We start from the raw sequence: 13,966 nt of genomic DNA, 5'->3' as shown, positions 1-13,966 counted from the left end.
GACAGCGGTCGCGACCGGAATTGCGAGGGCACCTGAAGGTGCCCCCGCCTGCGTGACTTACAGCGACGAGACGTCGACCTGCGAGAAGACATCATCCCACAGACGCTGCGTCCAGGCATCGATATCGGTGCCCAGTTCGGCCGAGACACCCTGCCAGCGCTCGACGGCGGCGAGATAGGTCTCGATCAGCGCTTCGGGATTGTCGACGCCCAGCTGCATGCCGACCTCAATCAGGCGCGCGCGGTCGGCTTCGGAAAAGCCCTCGACCATGGCGACCAGTTCGTCATCCGGGGTGACCAGCTCGACGCCGTTGACCTCTTGCTGATGCTCGAAGCTTGCCTGATCGCGCAGCACGTAGTTGCCGATCGTGTGCTTGGCGGTGATGAAGGCCGAGGCGTGCAGCATCGCCTGCTGTTCCTCTTCCGACAGGCCGGTGAACAGATCGCGGCTCATCAGCAGGCCGATTGCCGGCGCGGCGTTGCCCAGCGGCAGGTCGGTCACGTATTTGGCGTATTCGCCATAGCCATAGGTCTGCAGCCATTCGCGCGTCGCCATCAGGCAGTCCAGACCGCCGCGCTGCAGAAGGCCCACGGCTTCGGTCAGCGTGGTCGACATCGGCGTTGCGCCGCCCATCGAGGCCAGTTCGGAATAGCCGCCGGTGGCACGGATGCGCAGGCCTTCCATGTCCGAGATCGACGCGACCGGCGAGGTGCACATCAGCCGGTACGAGGCCGAGGCAAAGCCGCCCAGCAGCAGCGTGTTGTTGTCGCGTGCCTCGGCAAGGCAGGACGGGCAGTTCAGGAACACCGTTTCGGCAGCGGCGGCGGCGGCGGCCATCGGGTCGTCACCGGGCACCACGATCGAATAGAGCAGCGTGAGCGAGGGCATGTCCTGCGGCGTGTAGACCGGGATCTGCAGACCGCCCTGCATCAAGCCGTCGCTGACCGCGGCCAGCGTGCCCCGGCCATCGGCAAGCTGACCGCCCGCGATCAGTTCCCATTGCAGCGAGCCGTCGGTCGCTTCCGAGATCATCTCGAAGGCTTCGGGCAGGGTGTCGGTGTTCAGATAGTCCGAGGCCGGCGGCCACGAGCCGTAGATCGGGCTTTGCGCCAGCGCGCCGGTGGCGAGCACGGCGAGCGCGGTCGTCAGGGTCAGGGTTTTGGTCGTTGTCATCTTTACTCCTCCCAGTAAACACGCCGGAATGGCGTTCTTGATAGGTCAGGCGGCGGTCAGCCGCACGGGCAGGCGGTGATAGCCGCGCAGCCAGTTGATGTGGACGTTCTCGGCGGGGCCAACCATCTCGATTCGCGCGACCTTGCGGGCCAGCGCGCCCAGCACGGATTCCGCTTCGAGCCGGGCGACCATCTGCCCCACGCAGCCATGGATGCCGGTCCCGAAGGCCAGATGCCCCACGGTGCGGCGGCTGATGTCGTAGCGGTCGGGATCGTCCCACCGCGCCGGGTCGCGGTTCGCCGCAGCAAGCCACATCATCACTTTTTCTTCGCCACCCAGTTGCACGCCGGCCAGCTCGGTCGGGGCGCTGGTGGTGCGGCCGATCACAGGCGAGGGGGCAAACCAGCGCAGACCTTCTTCGAAGGCCGCGCGGGCAAGGCTGGGATCGGCGCGCAGCTTGTCCCATTCTGCCGGGTTGTCGATCAGTGCCTTGATGGCGATGCCGATGCCGAAGACCGTGGTGTCGATACCCGCCGAGATAAAGGCGCGCACCAGCATACCGGCGTCTTCGTGGCTGATTTCGCCGCGATGCGCATAGCCGTAGATCTCTTCGCCGAAACCGCCGGGGATCAGGTTCTCTTCGGCCATCTGGGCGGCGACATATTCGAAGGTTCCCTGTTCCTCGACCACCTTGCGGGCCGCGTAATACAGGTCGTTCTTTGGCCCCATCGCGTTGAAATTCAACTCGGAATACGGCATCAGGTGGTGCCGCCCCGAAGGCTGAAGGCCGACCGCGTCGGGCAGCACCTTGAACGGAAAGGCAAAGGCCAGATCGGTGGCGATGTCGATCTCGCCGCCACGTTCGAGCAGCGCATCGACCATGCGTTCGGCCTCGGCGCGGAAATCGTCGGCCATCTTGCGCAGCGCGCCGGGCGACAGGACGCGCGCCAGTACCTTGCGGTTGGGCGTGTGCACCGGCGGATCCGCTTCGAGGATGGACGAGGGTTTGCGCCACGGCTCTTCGCGCACGACATTGGTCAGCCCGGTGCCGAAGGCGGACGAGAAACGGCGCCAGTCTTCGAATACCTCGCGCGCGACGGCATCCTGTCCGGTGACCCAGAAGCCGTATTTCGGCACCCAGCACAGCGGCCCCGCCTTGCGGATGGTTTCGTCAAGGGCGATGGGATTATCCATCGCCTCGCGGCTGAACGGATCGATGTCCAGTACCGGACGGTCACGTGCATCAACGACGGACATACGAATCTCCTCCTGCGGTCAGTTTAATTAGCAACTGATTTATTGTGCAAGCGGAATGTCTCATTTCGCTTGCTGCTTCCTGAAAGAACGGCGGGGGGCGGGGCCCGTCAGGCCCCCGAATTGACCACCGAACTGGCCGCCGCATCGAGCCACATCGACACCGCGACGGCGCCCGGGTCGGGATGGCCCAGAACGCGATCGCCGACATAGCTGGAACGCCCGCGCCGGGGCTTCATCTGGCGCGTGGCTTCGGCCCCGTCGGCGGCGGCGCGGGCGGCGGCGGTAAGGCGCTCGGCCACGCTGCCCGGCCCGGCCATGGCAGTGACGGCGGGGGCCAGCGCATCGACCATCGTGCGGTCACCCGGCTCGGCGCCGCCCAGATCGCACAGCGCCTTGACGCCCTGCGCGAAAGCGGTGGCAAGGGTTTCCCCGGCATCGCCCTGCGCCTCATCCAGCGCGTTGGCGGCGCCAAAGGCGAGGATCGCGTAAAGCGGCCCCGACGTGCCGCCGGTCGAGCGGCGGATCACCGCGCCGACATGACGCCAGAAGGCCGCGCCGGTCAGCCCGACAAGCGTGTCCTTCTCGGTCAGAAGCGCCTCGGCCCCACCGGCGAGCGAGCGGCCGATATCGCCGTCGCCCACTTGCTGGTCCATGCGGGTAAGGTCCGGCTCGGCGGCGATCAGCGCGCCGCAGCCCGCGATCAGTGCGCTCAGCAAGGCGGGATCGGCGCTGCCATTCGACGGCGTCGTGGGTTCGGCCTCGGGGGCGGGGATGGTCAGGCCATGGCGCTGACCCGGCAGCGTCCAGGCGGGCGCGCTGGCAGGGGCGTCGAGCGCAGCGAGCCGCGCATCGTCCAGCGCCATCAGCGACAGCGACACGCCCGCCATGTCGATGGCGGTCAGGTAGGTGCCCGACCAGACGCGCTGCACGTCGAGCCCCAGCGCCGCGCAGGCGTCAAGCGCGTCGCCCGCCATGATCGACACTTCCATCGGCGGGGTGGCGCCCAGATTGTTGACCAGCAGCGCGACCTTGTCGCCCGATGTCAGCCCGCGATCCCGGGCGATAGTGCTGATCATGTCGCGCGCAAGATGCTTGGCAGGGCGCAGGTTGACGCGTTCGAGACCGGCTTCGCCATGGATGCCGAGGCCCAGCTCGATCTCGTCATGCGCAAGGTCGAAATTCGGCGTCCCGGCAGCGGGTACGATGCAGGGGCTCAGCGCCACGCCCATCGAGCCGGTGGCGGCGACGGCGGCCTCGCCCGCCGCTTTCACCTCGGCCAGCGACAGTCCCGCTTCGGCAGCGGCGCCAACGATCTTGTGCACCAGCACGGTGCCCGCAATGCCGCGGCGTCCGGCGGTCTTTTCGGCGCTGCCAAGGGCCGCGTCGTCATCCACGACCAGCACCTCGCAGGCGATGCCTTCGCCCTGCGCGATCTGGGCGGCCAGACCGAAATTCAGCCGGTCGCCGGTATAGTTCTTGACGATCAGCAGCACGCCGCCCGGTCCGGCCACGGCGCGGATCGCCATCAGCACCTGATCGGTCGAGGGCGAGGCGAACACATCCCCCGCGACGGCCGCGCTGAGCATTCCCTGTCCGACATAGCCCGCATGGGCCGGTTCGTGTCCCGAGCCGCCGCCCGAGATCAGCGCGACCTTGCCCGCGGCGGTGACGGCGTCGAGATCGTCGCGCACAACGATGGTCGTGCCGTCGATCAGGCGCAGCCCGTTCGAGGTCGCGACCAGCCCCGCCAAAGCCTGCGGGACGACCTCGGCCACGTCGTTGATCAGTTTCTTCATCTCGCCCTCCCTCGTGGTTTGTAATTAAACTGGTTGCTGATAAGAATTCGCGAACCCCAAGGAGCCCGCACCATGCCTGACACCGATCTGATTACCGAGCATGGCAAATCGGTCCAAGCCTCGCGATACGCGCCGTATTTTCTGTCGCTTATCAACAACCGGCTGTCCTGGGGCGCGTCGCAGGTCTATCTGAAGGTCTTCGATATCGGGCTGAACGAATGGCGCATCCTGTCCGCCTTGCGCAACGAGCCGGGAATTCAGGCGCTGCGCGTCGGCGAGATGGTGGCGATGAACAAGTCGGTGGTCAGCCGCTCGTCGCGCCGGCTCGAAGATCTGGGCCATGTCGTCTCGCGGCTGGACCGCACGCGGCGGCTGCTGTGGCTGACGCCCTCGGGCGCCGAGCTGCACGACAAGATCATCGCCATCGCGCTGCGGCGTGAAGCGGCCTTGCTCGACGGATTTTCCGAGGACGAGCTGAACACGTTGTTCGCGATGCTGGAGCGGATGCGCGGCAATCTGTCCAAGGTCGATGCCGTCGATCACGAGGTGAGCGGACGCTGACCCAAGGGCCGGTCCGCAGCTGCGCGGTTCGGCCATCAGATCTGGCTTTCGGGCAGATAGACGACGATGCCGTCAAGCTCGGGCGTCAGCTCGATCTGGCAGCCCAGACGGCTGCGGTCGTCGAGCGGCGAGGCGGCGCAATCGAGCATCGCCTCTTCCATGTCGCCTATCGGGGCCAGTTTCGGCGCGAAACCCGCTTCGATATGGCAATGGCAGGTCGCGCACATCGCCGAGCCGCCGCATTCGCCGATCACCCCCTCGACGCCGTTTTGCACCGCTGCCTGCATGATCGATGTGCCCTCGGGCACCGACAGGCGGGTTTCCTTGCCGGAATGGTCGATAAAGGTGATCTGAATCATGCGTAATCCTCCGGCACAAAGTTTAACAATAAACTCGTTTATGGTGCAACTATCAATGTCAGAGAGGCCCGAGCGCCCTTGCGGGGGCGGCATCAGGGCGTCGTTTCGGTGATCCCGCCGTCGATGACCAGACATTGCGCGGTGACATAGCCCGCTTCGTCCGAAGCAAGGTAAACGGCGGCATGGGCCACGTCCCATGCACTGCCCATCCGTTTCATCGGCACCTGATCGTGGCGCTTCTGCACGAAGGCCTCGTATTCGCCGCCCGCGTATTTGTCGGCCAGACGTTTGACCAGTGGCGTGAAGATCAGCCCCGGCACCACGCAGTTCAGCCGGATGCCGCGCTCGGCATAGATCACCGCTGTGGTCTTGGTCATCTGCATCAGCGCCGCCTTCGCCGCTGCGTATCCGACCTGAGGCTTGCCGATATAGCGAAGCCCGGCAATGGACGAGACATTGACGATCGCGCCCGCGCCCTGACGCTCCATCACCGGCAGCACGGCCTTGCAGCCAAGGAACGCGGTGTTGAGGTTGAGATCAAGCTGCGCGTTCCACGTCTCTTCAGCCATCGTGCCGGGATCGCCGGGCTCGGACTGGCCCACATTGTTCACAAGGATGTCGATGCGCCCGTGCTGGTCGAGACAGGCCTGCACCGCCGCGTTCAGGTCGGACGACAGGGTCGCGTCGGCCTGCCGGACCGTCACCTGCCCGCCTTCACCGCGGATCTGCTGTGCTGTGCGCTCTGCAGCCGCAAGGTCGCGGTCGAGGCCATAGATCGCCGCGCCCTGTCGCGCCATCGCCACGGCAATCGCCTGCCCGTTCCCCACACCGTCCCCCGGCGCACCGCAGCCGACGATCAGGGCGATCTTTCCGTCCAGTCTGAACATCTTGGTCCTTCGGTTGCGTCGCGCGGGCCCGTTAGCGGCCCGGCACAGACGGTGGCATGTCGCGCGGGGCAGGGGAAGTGTACGCGGGACAGGCCCGTCACGTTCCGGCGCGGTCCGCCTCGGCCCGGCGGGCGGAGAGTTCGGTCGCGACGATGGATGACAGCGCATCCCCCACCAGCCTTGCGGCGCGCAGCAGCGGGCGGCGGGCATCGACCGCGACCGAGATCGTCTGCGGTTTCAGGCCCGGATCGGTCAGTTGAGAAAACCACAGCTCGCCCGCGCGCAGTTCCGAAATCGCCGTCAGTTCCGAGGTGATCGACATCAGCCGCCCCTGTCGCAGGGCCTTTTTCATCAATTGCTGCGAATTCGACACCAGCACCGGCTCGACCGGGTCGAACAGCCAGCCATAGCGGCGGTCGAGATACTCCCGCACTGGCAGATCGCGGCTTTGGGCAGCCATCGGAAAGCGCGCGGCCTCGTTCAGGGTGGTTTCGGGCGCGCCCCACAGCGGGTGGCCCGGCCCGACGATGCAGCCGAAGGGCAGCGGCGCGCTCCACAAGACGTGGCGCCAGCGGTCGGCGGGCAGGTTGAAGACGATGGCCAGATCAATCGCGCCGCTGTCGAGATCGGTGGCGGCCTTGGGCGGTGACAGGATCTCGATGGCAAGATGGATGCGCGGATGATCGCGCGCGATGGTGTCGACCAGCATCGGCAGCACGCTGTTGGACAGGCTGTCCATCGCGCCCAGCCGCACGGTGCCGTATTGTTCGCCGCGCATTTCGCGCAACTCGGCGTCCAGCCGTTCGGCATCGTCCTGCCAGCGCCGCGCCAGCAGCACCATGGATTCGCCCGCCGTGGTCAGCCGCATTCCGCGCGGATGGCGTTCGAAAAGCGGCGCCTGACAGGCGTCTTCCAGCGCGATGACCTGCCGGTCGATGGCCGAGGCTGCAATCCCCAGCGCCCGCGACGCCGCCTGGATCGAGCCAAGCCGGGCCACGGTCTCGAGATACAGCAGGGCGCGGGGAACAAGGTGCAGGGCCATTCGCAAGCCATTCTGATTTTGCGAATGCAGACTGACCCCGATTGAAATAGTTGGCAATGCTTTTCTTGGCTAGGCTTCTCCGGACAGCCACAGGGACCTCCCCATGACCGACCGCCAACCCACCCCGCTTTCGATTGCCGCGCTCAATGCCGCCTCGCTCGACGATGCCGCCGCGATGCTGGCGCCGGTGGTCGAGCGTTCGCCGTGGTTGGCCCGTCGTATCGCGCTCGCACGGCCTTTCGCCGATCGCGAGCAGCTTGCCGCCGCCCTGCGCGCGACAATCACCGCTCTGGCTGAAGACGAGCGCCTGCTGCTGCTGCGCGCCCATCCCGAGCTTGCCCCCGCAACGCCCGAGACGATGACCGCCGCGTCGCAGGGAGAGCAGGGTCGCCTTGGGCTTGCGCAGCCTGCGCCCGCAATCGCGGCGCGGTTGTTCGAGCTTAATCGCCAGTATTCGCAGCGGTTTAGCTATCCCTTCATCATCGCGCTGCACGCGATGCAGGATCTCGACGCGGTTCTCGCCCAGTTCGAAGGCAGGCTGAAAAACGCCCCCTCGGAAGAGATGGCGCGCGCGTTGAGCGAAGTTGTTTCGGTGGCGACGGCGCGCTTGGCTCGGCTGACAGGCGGCTCCCGCATCGGGGAGGCCGTGTGATGGTTTTCCCGATCTCTGCCCCGAAAGGACCGGCCATGCCCAGCGTCATCTCTTTCTTTCAGCGGCTTCAGAAGGCCGAGGACACCGCAAGCCCGCCCCATGCATGGCTGGGCGCGCTGGGTGGCGTGGCGCTGCTGGCGCTGAGCGTGGTTTTCATCTGGGGCGGGATCGCGCTTGGCGTCGGTTCGCCGCGCCGTCTGGGGACCGGGGCATTTCCGGTCCTTACCGGGCTCGCGCTGGCGCTGTTGTCGGTGGCGATCATCTTCATGGATCTGCGCGACACCTCGGATGCCGAACGGCCCGACTGGCTGGCCTTCGCCGCCATTGGCGCGGCGCTGATGGTCTTTGCCGCCAGCGTCGAGCGCATCGGGCTGGTGCCCGGCGTGTTCCTGACCGTCATCATCGCCAGCCTGCCGGACCCCAGCCTGCCATGGCGGGGCAAGCTGTTGCTGGGCGGGATCGTGGCCTTGGGCTGCTGGGGGCTGTTCATCGGTGCGCTGGGCCTGCCTTTTGATGCGTTCAAGGGGATCTGAGCTATGGATATCATCGCCGGATTCAGCCACGGACTTCTGGTCGCGCTGCAGCCCGAGAACCTGCTTTACTGCTTCATCGGCGTGACGCTGGGCACCTTCATCGGCGTGTTGCCGGGCATCGGCTCGATGGCGGCGATTGCGATGATCCTACCGCTGACCTTCTATCTCGAGCCGACCTCGGCGTTGGTGATGATCGCGGGCGTCTATTACGGCGCAGAATATGGCGGGTCGATTGCGTCGATCCTGATGAACATCCCCGGCACGCCGTCTTCGTCCATCACCTGTATCGACGGCTACCCGATGGCCCGGCAGGGCCGCGCGGGCGTCGCCCTGTTCGCCAGCGCCATCGCGTCGTTCGGGGGCGGCATGATCGGCATGGTGGTCATGGCGGTGCTGGCGCCGGTTCTGGCGCAGCTGGCGCTGAATTTCGGACCGACCGAGTATTTCGCTGTGATCCTGCTGGGCCTTGTCGCGGCCTCGGCGGTGTCGAACGGCTCGCCGGTCAAGGGCGTGGCGATGGTCGTCGCGGGGCTGATGCTGGGCACGATCGGCGTCGACATCACCACCGGGGCCGAGCGTTTCACCATGGGCATTCCCGAACTGCGCGACGGCGTGTCGCTGGTGATCGTGGCGATGGGGCTGTTCGGCGTGGGCGAGCTGATCGTGTCGATCAAGGCCAATGCCTCGGGCGCGCATCAGAACCAGATCGATTACCGCCAATTCTACCCGACCCGCGCGGAATGGAAGGCAATGTTCGCGCCGATCCTGCGCGGCGGCGGCATCGGCAGTTTCTTCGGTGCGCTGCCCGGCACGGGGCAGACCGTGGCCTCGGCCGTGGCCTATGCGGTCGAAAAGAAGATCTCGCCTGCGCGCGCCCGTTTCGGACAGGGCGCGGTCGAAGGCGTCGCGGTGCCCGAAGCGGCCAACAACTCGGCCACGCAGACCGCCTTTATCCCGACGCTGACGCTGGGTGTGCCCGGCTCGGCCTCGATGGCGCTGGTGATCGGGGCGCTGATGATCCACGGCATCGTGCCGGGGCCGCGGCTGCTGGTCGATCATTCGGACCTGTTCTGGGGACTCGTGGCGAGCTTTCTGATCGGCAACATTCTTTTGCTGATCCTCAACATCCCGCTGATCGGGCTGTGGGTGCGGCTGCTGCAGATCCCCTACAAATACATGTACCCGACGATCATCGTGCTGATCTGCGTCGGCGTCTATTCGATCAACAACAACGTCTTCGACGTCTGGCTGACGCTGGCCTTTGGCTGGGCGGGATACCTGATGCGGCTGTTCCGCTTCGAGCCCGCGCCGCTGCTGATCGGCTTCGTGCTGGGCCCGATGATGGAAGAGCAACTGCGCCGTGCCATGCTGCTGTCGCGCGGTGATCCCAGCGTCTTCCTGACCCGTCCGATCAGCGGCGTGCTGATCGTGCTGACCGTCGTCCTTCTGGTCTGGTCCATCCTTTCGGCCCTGCGCGCCAAGCGGCGGATGCGCGGTGCGATGCGCTCGGCCGAATGATCCCCTCGTTTCTTCGTCTCCTCCCAACAAAGGTTGCCTTCCGATGAGTTTTCGCGCTGCTACTGCCCTGACCCTTGCCGCCGCCCTGATGGGCTCGACCGCGCTGGCCGAGCCGGGCGCATGGACCGACGAGCCCGTGCGCATCGTCGTGACCTTCCCGCCGGGCGGGACCTCGGACCTGATCGCGCGTATCCTTGCGCAATATTTCGAAAGCGAATTCGGCCAGCGTGCCGTCGTCGATAACCGTCCGGGCGCGGGTGGCACCGTGGCGGCCGATTACGTAGCCCAGCAGGCGCCCGACGGCACGACGCTGATTCTGGGCAACAACGCGCCCTTCACCATCGCGCCTACGCAGTTCGACAGCCTGCCCTATGACCCGATGGCGGGCTTCACCCATATCGCCTATCTCGGCGCCTCGACCCCCGCTTTGTACGTTCAGCCGACGATGGGCATCGCCACGCTTGACGACTTCATCGCCTATGCCAACGAGCACGGCATCACCTATGGATCGTCCGGCGTGGGCTCGATCACGCATATTCTGGGGCAGGCGGTCGACAGCGCGCTGGGGATCGAGCAGATCCACGTTCCCTATCAGGGCAGCGCGCCCGCGATTCAGGATTTCCGCGCCGGGGTGCTGGAAAGCTATTACGACATGCTCGCGCAGAACCGGGACCTGATCAACGATGGCGAGACGCTGCCGCTGGCGCTGGCCGCGCCCGCGCGCTCGCCGCTTTTCCCGCAGATCCCCACTTTCCGTGAACTGGGCTATGACGTGGTGATCGAGAACTGGACCGGCCTGTCGGGGCCTGCGGGGATGGATCCCGAGATGGTGCAGACCATCCACGACACGGTCGAAGCCATCATGGAGATGCAGCCGGTGGTCGATCAGCTTGCGCAATGGGGGATCACCCATACCGTGATGACCTCCGATGAGTTCACCGGCTTTGTCGGCGGCACGATCGAGACATGGCGCCCGCTGATCCTGTCGGCGAATGTGAATGGCGGCTGACCGCGTTCCGTCGCCGCGCGCGTTCCGTTCCTGAACCCTTATCCCGGGCGCCTGCCGCCCGGGCCTTTCTGCCCGAGCGCCCCCATGGCCGCTCGTGTCCGAGGTATATGCATGAAGATTGCTGTCGTTTTCGTGGGTGAGCTCCACGATCAGGGTTTCAACGCAAGCGGCCTTCAGGGCGCCGAGCGCGCGCGCGACATTCCGGGGGCCGAGATCGAGATCGTCACCGGCCTGCCGTATGAAGAGCGCGCCATCGAGCAGGCGCTTCTGGCCACCGCCGGGCGCGCCGATGGCTGTATCATCGTCGGCGGGCAGGGCAACCGCGTCACGCCCGCCGTCGCCGCCGCCCGTCCCGACACCGCTTTCGCCGTCGTGCAGGGCGAGGTGACGGGGCCGAACCTTGCCAGCTACGATGTGCTGCAGGAGGAATCGGCGTTTCTGGCCGGGGTGCTGGCGGCACGAATGACGCGCAGCGGCATCGTCGGGCATCTGTCGGGCCACCGGGTCACGCCCGGGCTCAAGGGGCGCGCGGCCTTCGTGTCGGGTGTCGCACAGGCCGATCCGGCGGTGCGGGTACTGACGGGCTTTTGCGGCACGCAGGACGACAGCACTGTCACCCGCGCCTGGACCGAAGCGCTGGCGGGCGAGGGGGTTGATATCCTCTTCACCATGCTCAACGCCGCGCGCGCCGGGGCAATCGAGGCCTGCCGCAGCGCCGCAATCCGCCAGATCGGCAATGTGATCGACTGGTGCGCGGTGGATCCGGCAGTTTTCGTGGGCTCGGCGATGGCAGGCATTGACCGGGGTGTCGAACGGGCGATTCGCGATATGCTGGCCGGGATTTCGCCTGACATTGTGGTGCCCATGGGGCTTGCCACGACCGATGCGATCCGGCTGTCTCTGGCGCCCGATGTCCCCGCAACCGTGATGGACGAAATCACGATGGTGGCGGAAGAACTCGCACAGGGCCGTTTGCTGCCCGCGACCACCTATACCGGGCCTGAGGTGGAATTTGCCTGACGCGGGCCCGCGCGCTCAGTGTGAGGGGCGCCAGCCCAGTCCGCGGCTGATCTTGTCGCCCGCCTCGTTCAGCGAAGCGGCGACCTCGTCGGGGATCGTTTCGGTCGAGCGGGTGGCGCTGATCGCGGCAACGACTTCGCCCGTCAGGTCCAGCACCGGCGCGGCCATGCTCGACAAGCCGCTCTCGAAACTGCCGATGCCTGCGACATGCCCGGTCTCGCGGTCCTCGGCTGCGCGGGTCAGGATCGCGTCGATGGCGCGCGGTTCGAGATCGTCATAAAGCTTGCGCAGGAAACTCTCGGGTTTTCCCGACAGCAGAACGCGACCCATCGCCGTGGTCGCGGCGGGCAGGCGGCTGCCGACATGCACCAGCGACGACAACCCGCCCGTCGCGGGCAGACGCATCAGGTACAGCACATGGCGCCCGTCCAACACGCCCAGATGCGTGGACCAGTCGTGCAGGTCGCGCACCTTTGCCAGTACCGGCTGCGCCACTTCCAGCAATTCGCGGCTGGCGTGATAGCCGTAGCTCAGCCGCACCACGGCGGGGCCGAGCCGGTAACAGGTGCCTTCGCGCGTGGCCAGAAGATAGCCTTCGGAAACAAGGGTATGGACGGTACGGAACGCCGCCGAGCGGGTGATGCCCAGCTCTTTGGCGATGCCGGTCAGGGTCAGCTCGGGCTTGAGCGGGGTAAAGGCCTGCAGCACGGCCAGCCCGCGCATCAGGCCGGGGACGAGATAGGGGTCTTTGGAATCACTCACGCGTTTCACCCGTAAAACGGTTGGTTCCCCTTGAAACACCTTTGGCTATTGTCGTGTCAAGCCAACATGAACAATGGGTGCAAATATGAACATTCAGAACGCAGTCTCCGATCTTCAATCCGCGCTCGATGCCGGCACCGGGCGTTTCGTCGACAAAAGCTTCGACTGGAAAGCGTTCCCGTCGAATGTGGGCTTCCCCGAGCTTGAGCGCGCGCAGATGCGCTATATCGGTGCGGGGGGCTCGCCCAAGGTCGGCGACACGACCACCATCAAGCCTGAGAACTTCACGCTGAGCCTGATCTACAAAGAGCCGGGCCGCTATGCCGCGTGCCACAGCCACGAGGTCGAAGAGAGCTTCCTGATGATCGACGGTGCGCTGATCGTCGGCTGGGAAAAGGACGGCGAGGTGGTCGAGGTCAATCTCGGTCCCAAGGACATGATCCTGAACGCCCGCGAAGTGGCGCATGGCTTCCGCGTCGATGGGGTCGAGCCGGTGCTGATGTCGATCTCGGTCGATGTGGGCAAGCCGCTGCCGCCGGTCTATCGCTATCACCCCAAGGACCACCCTGCAGAACTGGCGCGTTCGTTCGGCGCCGAGCCGGGCAAGACGCTGCCTTTCGACCGCAACGGCACGCATCCGCTGCAAGAGCTGATGGCGAAATTCGTCGTGCGCCACACCGAGCTGCCGACGATCTGGGAAGACGCGGGCTTTACCCGCAAGATCTATGTCGGCGACGCGCCGGGCGCGGTGAACAACGACAGTTGCCGCAAGGAAATGTGGGGCGTTCCGTCGCGCTGCACGCTCAAGCCCTTCACCCGCAAGGTCGAAGACGCCATCATGTGCCTTGAAGGCTCGATCGAGGTCGTCTGGGTGGACGATAACGGCAACGAGGCGGTGATCGAACTGGGCCCGCGCGATCTGGTGCGTACCCCGGCCGGTCAGGCGCATTACATCCGCAACAACAGCGCCGGCGCCACCACCCTGTGGACCGTGATCGGTCAGGCCGAAAACGACGATTTCGCCTATCAGCCCGCCTGAGGACAAAGAGGAACGCCATGAGCACTGAGCAGCAAAAGTCGCGCGACGCTTTCACCGATGTGATGGCCGCCGCGCTGAGCGAGCCGGGCCGCGCCGAACTGGCGCATCAGAGCACCGGCCGGGCGCCCTCGGCCGAGGAGCACGCGCTGGCCGAAGCGATGATGGAGATCTACGGCGGCGGGGTCAGCGACCCCGCGGGCGTGGCCAAGGCGCTGACCGAGCGGGGCGTGAAAGCCCCCGTTTCGGGCCGCACCGACTGGGATGCCGCGCTTTTCGAAGCCGAACTCACCGCCATCAATGACGCTTATGACGCCGCCTATGCCGAGAACGGCATCGGCGCCTGACCGACGCCGCGGAT

At 66.1% G+C, this 13,966-nt stretch carries 15 protein-coding genes; 8 read left to right on the top strand and 7 right to left on the bottom strand.

Features of this window, described 5'->3' with window-relative positions; genetic code table 11:
* Positions 1 to 57 precede the first annotated feature (57 nt).
* From dctP to JI664_RS04280, 3 genes are all read right to left on the bottom strand, one after another.
* Positions 58 to 1,173 (bottom strand): TRAP transporter substrate-binding protein DctP, encoded by a 1,116-nt coding sequence (gene dctP / locus JI664_RS04290; RefSeq protein WP_207012484.1) that lies wholly within the window; start codon positions 1,171 to 1,173, stop codon positions 58 to 60.
* A 45-nt stretch (positions 1,174 to 1,218) separates the two neighbouring features.
* A complete protein-coding gene (locus JI664_RS04285; protein ID WP_207012483.1) occupies positions 1,219 to 2,430 on the bottom strand; it encodes a cytochrome P450 in 1,212 nt (403 codons plus the stop codon).
* A gap of 107 nt (positions 2,431 to 2,537) precedes the next feature.
* Entirely contained in the window at positions 2,538 to 4,226 is a 1,689-nt protein-coding gene (locus JI664_RS04280; protein WP_207012482.1) for a dihydroxyacetone kinase family protein, read from the bottom strand.
* A gap of 72 nt (positions 4,227 to 4,298) precedes the next feature.
* Here JI664_RS04280 and JI664_RS04275 point away from each other — a divergent pair, with 72 nt between their 5' ends.
* Positions 4,299 to 4,787, top strand: a complete 489-nt coding sequence (locus JI664_RS04275; protein ID WP_207012481.1) for a MarR family winged helix-turn-helix transcriptional regulator — start codon at positions 4,299 to 4,301, stop codon at positions 4,785 to 4,787.
* Positions 4,788 to 4,822: 35 nt separating this feature from the next.
* Here JI664_RS04275 and JI664_RS04270 read toward each other — a convergent pair whose 3' ends face one another.
* The 3 genes from JI664_RS04270 to JI664_RS04260 all read right to left on the bottom strand — a co-directional run bounded on the left by JI664_RS04270 (position 4,823) and on the right by JI664_RS04260 (position 7,075).
* Positions 4,823 to 5,146, bottom strand: coding sequence for a 2Fe-2S iron-sulfur cluster-binding protein (locus tag JI664_RS04270; RefSeq protein ID WP_207012480.1), 324 nt, complete (start codon positions 5,144 to 5,146; stop codon positions 4,823 to 4,825).
* Between the two features lie 92 nt (positions 5,147 to 5,238).
* A complete protein-coding gene (locus tag JI664_RS04265; RefSeq protein ID WP_207012479.1) occupies positions 5,239 to 6,033 on the bottom strand; it encodes an SDR family NAD(P)-dependent oxidoreductase in 795 nt (264 codons plus the stop codon).
* A 97-nt stretch (positions 6,034 to 6,130) separates the two neighbouring features.
* Positions 6,131 to 7,075, bottom strand: coding sequence for a LysR family transcriptional regulator (locus JI664_RS04260; protein WP_207012478.1), 945 nt, complete (start codon positions 7,073 to 7,075; stop codon positions 6,131 to 6,133).
* A gap of 103 nt (positions 7,076 to 7,178) precedes the next feature.
* On the opposite strand from JI664_RS04260, the gene uraD reads away from it, so the two are divergent.
* From uraD to JI664_RS04235, 5 genes are all read left to right on the top strand, one after another.
* A complete protein-coding gene (gene uraD, locus JI664_RS04255) occupies positions 7,179 to 7,727 on the top strand; it encodes a 2-oxo-4-hydroxy-4-carboxy-5-ureidoimidazoline decarboxylase (protein ID WP_207012477.1) in 549 nt (182 codons plus the stop codon).
* A 35-nt stretch (positions 7,728 to 7,762) separates the two neighbouring features.
* Complete coding sequence (locus tag JI664_RS04250; protein ID WP_207012476.1) at positions 7,763 to 8,260, top strand: tripartite tricarboxylate transporter TctB family protein; 498 nt, start codon at positions 7,763 to 7,765, stop codon at positions 8,258 to 8,260.
* A 3-nt stretch (positions 8,261 to 8,263) separates the two neighbouring features.
* Positions 8,264 to 9,778: a tripartite tricarboxylate transporter permease gene (locus JI664_RS04245; RefSeq protein WP_207012475.1), complete on the top strand. Its 1,515-nt coding sequence runs from the start codon at positions 8,264 to 8,266 to the stop codon at positions 9,776 to 9,778.
* Positions 9,779 to 9,821: 43 nt separating this feature from the next.
* Positions 9,822 to 10,787 (top strand): Bug family tripartite tricarboxylate transporter substrate binding protein, encoded by a 966-nt coding sequence (locus tag JI664_RS04240; protein ID WP_207012474.1) that lies wholly within the window; start codon positions 9,822 to 9,824, stop codon positions 10,785 to 10,787.
* A gap of 111 nt (positions 10,788 to 10,898) precedes the next feature.
* On the top strand, positions 10,899 to 11,807 hold the full coding sequence (locus JI664_RS04235) for a BMP family protein (RefSeq protein ID WP_207012473.1): 909 nt from the start codon (positions 10,899 to 10,901) through the stop codon (positions 11,805 to 11,807).
* Positions 11,808 to 11,822: 15 nt separating this feature from the next.
* Here JI664_RS04235 and JI664_RS04230 read toward each other — a convergent pair whose 3' ends face one another.
* A complete protein-coding gene (locus tag JI664_RS04230; protein ID WP_207012472.1) occupies positions 11,823 to 12,569 on the bottom strand; it encodes an IclR family transcriptional regulator in 747 nt (248 codons plus the stop codon).
* Between the two features lie 85 nt (positions 12,570 to 12,654).
* On the opposite strand from JI664_RS04230, the gene JI664_RS04225 reads away from it, so the two are divergent.
* Positions 12,655 to 13,608, top strand: a complete 954-nt coding sequence (locus JI664_RS04225) for a cupin domain-containing protein (RefSeq protein WP_207012471.1) — start codon at positions 12,655 to 12,657, stop codon at positions 13,606 to 13,608.
* 17 nt (positions 13,609 to 13,625) lie between these two features.
* Positions 13,626 to 13,952 (top strand): recombinase-like helix-turn-helix domain-containing protein, encoded by a 327-nt coding sequence (locus JI664_RS04220; protein ID WP_207012470.1) that lies wholly within the window; start codon positions 13,626 to 13,628, stop codon positions 13,950 to 13,952.
* Positions 13,953 to 13,966: the final 14 nt, after the last annotated feature.

Origin of the sequence: Rhodobacter sp. NTK016B, from assembly GCF_017303295.1 — a bacterium.
Classification (GTDB): Bacteria; Pseudomonadota; Alphaproteobacteria; order Rhodobacterales; family Rhodobacteraceae; genus Pararhodobacter.
The sequence above is the reverse complement of the archived record's forward strand: the minus strand, read 5'-3'. Positions and strand labels throughout refer to the sequence as shown.

Bases quoted from the DNA above. Each gene is read 5' to 3' on its own strand.
- dctP (WP_207012484.1), bottom strand. From the start codon at position 1,173: ATGACAACGACCAAAACCCTGACCCTGACGACCGCGCTCGCCGTGCTC.
- JI664_RS04285 (WP_207012483.1), bottom strand. From the start codon at position 2,430: ATGTCCGTCGTTGATGCACGTGACCGTCCGGTACTGGACATCGATCCG.
- JI664_RS04280 (WP_207012482.1), bottom strand. From the start codon at position 4,226: ATGAAGAAACTGATCAACGACGTGGCCGAGGTCGTCCCGCAGGCTTTG.
- JI664_RS04275 (WP_207012481.1), top strand. From the start codon at position 4,299: ATGCCTGACACCGATCTGATTACCGAGCATGGCAAATCGGTCCAAGCC.
- JI664_RS04270 (WP_207012480.1), bottom strand. From the start codon at position 5,146: ATGATTCAGATCACCTTTATCGACCATTCCGGCAAGGAAACCCGCCTG.
- JI664_RS04265 (WP_207012479.1), bottom strand. From the start codon at position 6,033: ATGTTCAGACTGGACGGAAAGATCGCCCTGATCGTCGGCTGCGGTGCG.
- JI664_RS04260 (WP_207012478.1), bottom strand. From the start codon at position 7,075: ATGGCCCTGCACCTTGTTCCCCGCGCCCTGCTGTATCTCGAGACCGTG.
- uraD (WP_207012477.1), top strand. From the start codon at position 7,179: ATGACCGACCGCCAACCCACCCCGCTTTCGATTGCCGCGCTCAATGCC.
- JI664_RS04250 (WP_207012476.1), top strand. From the start codon at position 7,763: ATGCCCAGCGTCATCTCTTTCTTTCAGCGGCTTCAGAAGGCCGAGGAC.
- JI664_RS04245 (WP_207012475.1), top strand. From the start codon at position 8,264: ATGGATATCATCGCCGGATTCAGCCACGGACTTCTGGTCGCGCTGCAG.
- JI664_RS04240 (WP_207012474.1), top strand. From the start codon at position 9,822: ATGAGTTTTCGCGCTGCTACTGCCCTGACCCTTGCCGCCGCCCTGATG.
- JI664_RS04235 (WP_207012473.1), top strand. From the start codon at position 10,899: ATGAAGATTGCTGTCGTTTTCGTGGGTGAGCTCCACGATCAGGGTTTC.
- JI664_RS04225 (WP_207012471.1), top strand. From the start codon at position 12,655: ATGAACATTCAGAACGCAGTCTCCGATCTTCAATCCGCGCTCGATGCC.
- JI664_RS04220 (WP_207012470.1), top strand. From the start codon at position 13,626: ATGAGCACTGAGCAGCAAAAGTCGCGCGACGCTTTCACCGATGTGATG.